The organism is Ilyobacter sp. (genome assembly GCF_041583315.1).
Lineage (GTDB): Bacteria > Fusobacteriota > Fusobacteriia > Fusobacteriales > Fusobacteriaceae > Ilyobacter.
On the sequence record NZ_JBFHGC010000101.1, the window covers coordinates 1 to 6,447 of the forward strand.

Consider the following 6,447-nt stretch of genomic DNA (forward strand, 5'->3'; position numbering starts at 1 on the left):
AGTAATAAAAAAATATACTGGACTCAAATTCTCTAAAAGAGTATTATACACTATATATAAAGATAAACAGGAGGAATTATAAAAATGGTGAGAGTAGGAATAATAGGAGCCACTGGCTATGCTGGACAACAGCTTGTATGGTATCTAAATATGCACAAAAATGCAGAAATAAAGTTTATGGTGTCAAATAGTTATGTAGGAAAGGAATTTAGTGAAATCTATAGAAACTTTAAAAATTTTTTAAGTGATAAGCTTATAGGGGTAGAAGATGTAGAATCAAAGATTGATGAGATAGATGTTCTTTTTATGGCTCTTCCCCACGGTAAATCTGCTCCCTTTGTAAAGCTTGCTATGGACAAGGGGATAAAAGCTATAGATCTAGGTGCTGATTTCAGATTGGACAGTGAAGAAGCCTTTAAAGAGTGGTACAAAGATGATTATAAACATCCTGAATTCATAAAAGATGCTGTTTACGGTCTTCCTGAATTAAAAAGAAGAGAAGAGATTAAAAACTGTAAAATAATAGCAAATCCTGGATGTTATCCAACTGCTAGTATATTAGCCCTTGCACCATTATTACATAATAACCTTATAGAGAAGGATTCTATTATTATAGACGCAAAGTCAGGAGTATCAGGAGCAGGAAGGACTGCAAGTATAGCGACACTTTATACAGAGTGCAACGAATCTATAAAGGCTTACGGTGTGACTACACACAGACACACGGCAGAGATAGAGCAGGAGTTATCGAAGATCGGAGAGGAAAATATCGCTCTGACATTTACACCCCACCTTGTTCCTATGAACAGGGGAATACTATCTGTGACATACTCAAAGTTAAAGAAAGATATCACAGAAAAAGAGATATACGACATATATAACAAGTTTTATGAAAATGAATATTTTGTAAGGGTCATAAATGATCTTCCTGAGACTAGATTTGTAAGGGGAACCAACCTTTGCGATATAGCAGTAAGGGTGGATAAGAGGACAAACAGAGTAATAGCAATATCTGCAATAGATAATCTGATAAAAGGTGCTGCAGGCCAGGCAATACAGAATATGAATATCATGTTTGGTCTTGAGGAAAATGACGGTTTAGATATTTTGGCAATGAATCCATAATTATAGGGGGAATAACTGATGAAAATATTAGAAGGAAAATCAATAACTGCTGTACAGGGAATAAAGGCTGCCGGAATCACAGCAGGAATAAAAAAGAGCGGAAGAAAAGATGTATGTGTAGTGTACAGTGAAAAGGAAGCTGTGGGAGCGGGAGTATTTACAACAAACAGAGTAAAAGCTGCACCTCTTCTTCTGGATATGGAAAATATAAAGCATGAAACTATAAGAGCTATAGTAGTAAACAGCGGAAATGCCAATGCCTGTACAGGTAAGGACGGGTATGAAAATGCGGTAAAAATGGGAGAGGTTGTAGCAGAGTGTTTTGCAATTGATCCAAAAGAGGTTATAGTGGAATCCACTGGTGTTATAGGGGTACAACTTCCTATGGATAAAGTCGTTGCAGGAGTAAAAGAAGCTTGTAAAGCTGTCTCTGCAGATGGTGGACACGATGCAGCAGAAGCTATAATGACCACAGACCTTTTTACCAAAGAGGTAGTAATAGAAATAGAGGTAGACGGAAAACCTGTAATTATAGCAGGTATGGCAAAAGGTTCAGGTATGATCCACCCGAATATGGCAACAATGCTCGGAACAGTAGTTACGGATATAAATATCACAAAGGCTATGCTTGAAAAGGCATTTAAGGGAAGCGTAGACGACTCTTATAACATGATCTCTGTAGACGGAGATACAAGCACAAATGATATGGCTGTAGTAATGGCAAATGGTATGGCAGGGAACAAGCTTATAGAAACTGAAAACGAGGATTTCATGAAATTTAAAGCTGCCCTCGACCATCTTAATAAAGAACTTGCAAAGTTGATAGCAGTAGACGGAGAAGGAGCTACAAAACTTTTAGAAGTAAATGTGGTAAATGCAAAGGACATAAAAAGTGCAAAGTCAGCTGCTAAGTCTGTAATTACTTCTAATCTTACTAAGTGTGCTTTCTTCGGTGAAGATGCAAACTGGGGAAGAATCCTGTGTGCTGTAGGATATTCTGAAGCTGATTTTGATCCTGAAAAAATAGATATTTTCCTGAAATCAAATGAAGGATCTATACAGGTGGCTGAAAATGGCAGAGGGCTGGTATTTGACGAAATTCTTGCTGCAGAAATACTAAAAGAAAAAGAGATAACAGTATTTATAGATATGAAAATTGGAGAAGCCGAGGCAACTGCTTGGGGATGCGACCTTAGCTATAAATATGTGGAAATAAACGGGGCATACAGAAGCTAGTAACTGTGTTTAAATTATTGGCCAGAATTAGTTTTATTTGATTTAAAAAGGGGGAAACTTAATTATGTACGGAGCACTTTACCTAGAAGACGGTACCGTGTACGAGGGCAAAGGATTTGGATATGAGGGAGTTTCAAGCGGTGAGCTGGTTTTCAATACGTCCATGACTGGTTATCAAGAGATATTGACAGATCCTTCATATGCAGGGCAGATTATTACCATGACCTATCCACTGATAGGGAATTATGGAGTAAATAAATCCTTCAATGAGGCAGACAGGTCTTATGCAAAGGGTATGGTTGTAAAGGCTGTATCAAAAAATCCAAGCAATTTCATGAGTGAAGGGGATTTTGACAGATTTCTGAAAGAGATGAAAATTGTAGGAGTATACGGGGTAGATACAAGGGCAGTTACTAAAAAGATAAGAGACAGCGGAGCCATGAAGTGTGTAATATCCAGCAGGAAGCTCACACAGGCAGAGATAGATGAACATATGGGAACTATCAAGGATGAAGATGACTGGATGAGAGAGGTAGGAACTCAGGAAGTATATGAAGTTCCGGGAGATGGATTCAGAGTCGCTCTGATAGACTTTGGTGTAAAAGAAAATATAATAAGGAACCTCCAGAAGAGAGATTGCCATGTAACAGTATACCCATTCAATGCAACCAGCGAGGAGATAATGGCAGGAAATCCAGACGGAGTCCTGCTGAGCAACGGACCTGGAGATCCAAAACTGGCCGTAGAGGGTATAGAGGCTGCCAAGAATTTCATAGGAAAACTTCCTATGTTTGGTATCTGCCTGGGACACCAGGTAATCTCTCTGGCTGTAGGGGGAGATACCTACAAGACAAAATTCGGACACAGAGGTGGAAATCACGGAGTTTTGGACATTGATAGAAATAAATCCTTTATCAGCTCCCAGAATCACGGCTATGCCACTGATGAAAATAGTCTTGCAGGGACAGGGACAAGAGTAAACTTTATAAATTTGAATGACAATACTGTAGAGGGAATCGAGCTGGAAGACTATCCGGTATTTTCTGTGCAGTTCCATCCTGAGGGAGCACCGGGACCTGAGGATACGACTTATCTTTTTGACAAATTTATAAAGTTTATGAAGGAGAGTAAAGATGAAGCATAATATAGAAAAAGTAATGATAATAGGTTCCGGACCTATAATCATAGGACAGGCTGCAGAATTTGACTATTCCGGGACACAGGCATGCAAGGCCATAAAAGAAGAGGGTATTGAGATAGTTCTCCTAAACAGTAATCCGGCTACAATAATGACGGACAATAACATTGCCGACAAGGTCTATATAGAACCTCTAACAGTGGAAGTAGCAGAGGAGATCATAAAAAAAGAGAGACCCCAGGGAATCCTGGCAGGATTCGGAGGGCAGACAGCTCTGAACCTGACCATGGAGCTGGAAGGTAAGGGGATTCTCGAAAAATATAATGTGAAACTTTTTGGGATAAACAGTGAGGCTATAAGAAGAGCTGAGGACAGAGAAGAATTTAAAGAACTCCTGGAGAAACTGGGAGAACCTGTGGCTATAAGTGAGATAGCCTCTACTATGACTGAGTGCGTAGAGTTTGCTGAGACAAATGGTTTCCCAATCATAGTAAGGCCTGCCTACACAATGGGTGGAACAGGGGGAGGAATAGCTGACAACATGAAGGACTTTAAGGAGATATGTTCTAAGGGTCTGATAATGAGTCCTATAAAGCAGCTTCTTCTGGAGCAGAGTGTAGCAGGGTGGAAAGAGATAGAGTATGAGGTTATGAGAGACTCTAAGGGAAACTGCATCACTGTATGTAACATGGAAAACTTTGACCCTGTGGGAATACATACAGGGGACAGTATAGTAATAGCACCATCTCAGACTCTTACAAACTATGAGTATCAGATGCTGAGACAGTCTTCTCTGAAGATAATAGACGAACTGAAAATAGAGGGAGGGTGTAATGTGCAGTTTGCCCTAGATCCTCATTCTCATAATTATATAGTGATAGAGGTAAATCCTAGGGTAAGCAGGTCATCTGCTCTGGCTTCTAAGGCTACAGGTTATCCTATCGCAAAGATAGCTGCAAAAATAGCCCTTGGGTATAATCTGGATGAGCTGAAAAACTATGTTACCGGTTATTCAAGTGCATTTTTTGAACCTGCCCTTGATTATGTAGTTATGAAGATACCTAAGTGGCCTTTTGACAAATTCAGGTCAGCTTCTAAAAAACTGGGGACTCAGATGAAGGCTACGGGAGAGGTAATGGCAATCGACAGAACCTTTGAAGCTGCACTTCTAAAAGCTATAACATGTCTTGAAGGCGGACTTCCAGGTATAAATCTTCCGGCATTTACTAAGCTGGGGAGGGAAGAGCTTCTGGTAAAGATAAAAGAGTGTGATGATGAGAGAATCTTCGCTATAGCTCAGGCTATGAGAATAGGTGTGGGTATAGAGGAGATACATGAGGTCAGCAAGGTTGACAGATGGTTCTTAAACGGAATCAAAAATATAATAGACCTTGAGGTTGAGCTTTCTCAAAGTGAAATTTCTGAAAAAATCCTGGAAAAAGCTGAAACTATGGGATTCACAGATGATGAGATACTGAGACTAAGTAAATGGGAAAAATCAGAAGTGGATAAAATCAGAAAAGAAAAAGGGATGTATCCTGTCTATAAGATGGTAGATACATGCAGCGGAGAATTCGAAGCTGTGACTCCTTACTATTACTCTTGTTATGAAAAAGAAGATGAAAATATAATTTCAGAAGAGAAAAAAATAGTGGTAATAGGGTCTGGCCCTATAAGAATAGGACAGGGTGTAGAGTTTGACTACTGCTCTGTACATGGTGTGTGGGCTATAAAAGATGCAGGATACCAGTCGATTATTATAAACAATAATCCTGAAACAGTAAGTACTGACTTTGATACATCTGACAAACTGTATTTTGAATCTCTCTATATCGATGACGTGTTAAACGTAATCCGTGAAGAAAAACCATATGGAGTGATAGTACAGTTCGGAGGACAGACCTCTATAAATCTTGCCAAAAGGCTCGAAGAAGCAGGAGTAAATATTCTCGGTACAAAGTACGAGTCTATCGACCTTGCCGAGGACAGGGATAAATTTAGAAATTTCCTGGAAAGCCTGGGAATAGAAAGTCCTGAGGGGTATGCAGCTAGAAATCTCGAGGAATCATATAAAGCTGCAGAAAAGATAGGCTATCCTGTAGTTGTGAGACCTTCCTATGTAATAGGCGGTAGAGCTATGAGGGTAGTACACAATAAGGAAAGCCTTACAGAGTACATGACCCATGCCATAGATATGTCTAAAGAAACAACTATACTCATAGATAAATATATATACGGAACAGAGATAGAGGTAGATGCCATCTGTGACGGTGAGGAGATACTTATCCCGGGAATAATGGAACATATAGAGAAAACAGGAGTCCACTCTGGAGACAGTATAACGAGCTATCCGACTATAACACTCAGTGATGAGGTAATAGCCGAGCTTGTAGAGAGCACAAAAAAAATAGCTGTAAACATAAAAACACTGGGAATCATAAATATCCAGTATGTATTTGACGGAGAGAAACTCTACATAATAGAGGTAAATCCGAGAGCCTCGAGAACTGTACCGATCCTGAGTAAGGTAACAGGAGTACCTATGGTAAAGGTGGCAGTGGAAACTATGCTTGGTAAAAAGTTAAAAGATCTTGAATACGGCACAGGCCTCAGAAAAAACAAGAACTTTTATGCTGTAAAATTCCCTGTTTTTTCCACTGAAAAACTCAGTAATGTAGATACCTTCCTTAGCCCTGAAATGAAATCCACAGGAGAAGTTTTGGGAGTGGATCAGGATTTTGACGTGGCTGTATACAAAGGTTTCTCTGCTGTAGGTATGAAAATACCTGTAGACGGAAAACTCTACGTGTCTCTAAACGATGTAAGCAAAGATATGGGACTTGAAACAATAAGAAAATATAAAGAACTAGGATTTTCTGTGTCTGCTTCCAAGGGAACTGCAGACTATCTGAGTAAAAACGGGGTAGAGGCTGAGTATATCCAGGGCG

The 6,447-nt window shown here is 39.6% G+C and carries 4 protein-coding genes; all 4 read left to right on the plus strand.

The features are described from left to right. Positions 1-84 precede the first annotated feature (84 nt). The gene (gene argC, locus ABZA26_RS04995) at positions 85-1,125 is read left to right on the plus strand and encodes an N-acetyl-gamma-glutamyl-phosphate reductase (protein WP_372713418.1); all 1,041 of its coding nucleotides are present in this window, start codon (positions 85-87) and stop codon (positions 1,123-1,125) included. An 18-nt stretch (positions 1,126-1,143) separates the two neighbouring features. Beyond that, positions 1,144-2,361 carry a bifunctional glutamate N-acetyltransferase/amino-acid acetyltransferase ArgJ gene (gene argJ, locus ABZA26_RS05000; protein WP_372713419.1) on the plus strand — a complete coding sequence of 406 codons (1,218 nt, stop codon included), beginning with the start codon at positions 1,144-1,146 and terminating at the stop codon, positions 2,359-2,361. A gap of 64 nt (positions 2,362-2,425) precedes the next feature. Next, the gene (gene carA / locus ABZA26_RS05005) at positions 2,426-3,505 is read left to right on the plus strand and encodes a glutamine-hydrolyzing carbamoyl-phosphate synthase small subunit (protein WP_372713420.1); all 1,080 of its coding nucleotides are present in this window, start codon (positions 2,426-2,428) and stop codon (positions 3,503-3,505) included. Beyond that, positions 3,495-6,447 (plus strand): carbamoyl-phosphate synthase (glutamine-hydrolyzing) large subunit (gene carB, locus ABZA26_RS05010; RefSeq protein ID WP_372713421.1); only part of this gene is annotated, 2,953 nt, incomplete at its 3' end. The genes carA and carB, both read left to right, overlap by 11 nt.